General features: G+C 45.7%; 1 protein-coding gene. It reads left to right on the top strand.

Features of this window, described 5'->3' with window-relative positions:
• Positions 1-215, top strand: a 215-nt coding sequence (locus DNHGIG_RS20875) for a hypothetical protein (RefSeq protein WP_282201589.1), incomplete at its 5' end; no start/stop codon positions are given.
• Between the last annotated feature and the right edge of the window lie 871 nt (positions 216-1,086).

Below are 1,086 nucleotides of genomic sequence, written 5' to 3'. Positions count from 1 at the left end.
TCGGCGACCCGTTGTACGACGGCGACCCGTTGTACGGCGACGACCCGTTGTGCGTCGGCGACCTGTTGTGCGTCGGCGACCTGTTGTGCGTCGGCGACCTGTTGTACGGCGACGACCCGTTGTGCGTCGGCGACCTGTTGTGCGTCGGCGACCTGTTGTGCGTCGGCGACCTGTTGTACGGCGACGACCCGTTGTGCGACGCCCTGTGGTTCTAAAGAATTGTTCTGCGATGTCTAGTAGTCCGTCGACTATGGTCCTAATGAACTGTTGTGCGATGTCTTGTCGTCGACGACTCGTCGTGCGACGGCCCGTTGTGCGACGTTCGGTAGTTCTTCGCGCCATCTAAACTCACTCCTTGATAATAGAAAATTCAAGAGACAATCAAATGGAATGGTACAAATTATATAGTTCATAAAACAATTTTTTCTTGATCGTTTTAAGGAAGGAAAAAACCTTCCTGCAAAGAATGTATCGTAAAGTCTCAAATGCCTTATAAAATCTGGTTTTTCAGTCGTACCCTAGCAAGTAAGTAAAGCTTCAAGGGAACTAATGTAAAACGCAGACTGTGCTAGGGGTTTACGCTATGTTCTGCTGTATTACCTTGCTCACGGTTAAGGAAACCCAAAAAATTATTTGATTCATAATACCATCGAACGGTTTTTGGTTCAGAAAAATCTGATAAAATAAGATTTTTCGGGCATCTTTTGCGACACATTTGATATCGAGTTATAAGTAGTTGTGACCACTCGTGTGACCAAGTACGTTTCAAGAGTTTTTCATCATACTCGGCGGCGGCGCCAACTTCGCCATAAACGGCGTCACTGTCTGGCCGCCGGCGCGTATCACGTAAGTTCTGACCAGCAGATCACACAAATCTATTGATGTCTAGAGTATTTTGTCTATACCACAAATCGTTTCGGTTCATAAGATAAAAAGTATGTTTGAAACGATCTGTGAGGTGACGATAATGGTGAAGCATAAAATGCAAAAACAAGGCGTGAATAGGAAATCAAATGCAATAGCGAAAGACGAAAACGCAGAACTTGTTTTTGCACCTATGGGACCAGGTATGTTTAGACCAGGCTT

The organism is Collibacillus ludicampi, from assembly GCF_023705585.1.
GTDB lineage: Bacteria > Bacillota > Bacilli > Tumebacillales > BOQE01 > Collibacillus > Collibacillus ludicampi.
This window is presented reverse-complemented; position numbering and strand designations above follow the sequence as displayed.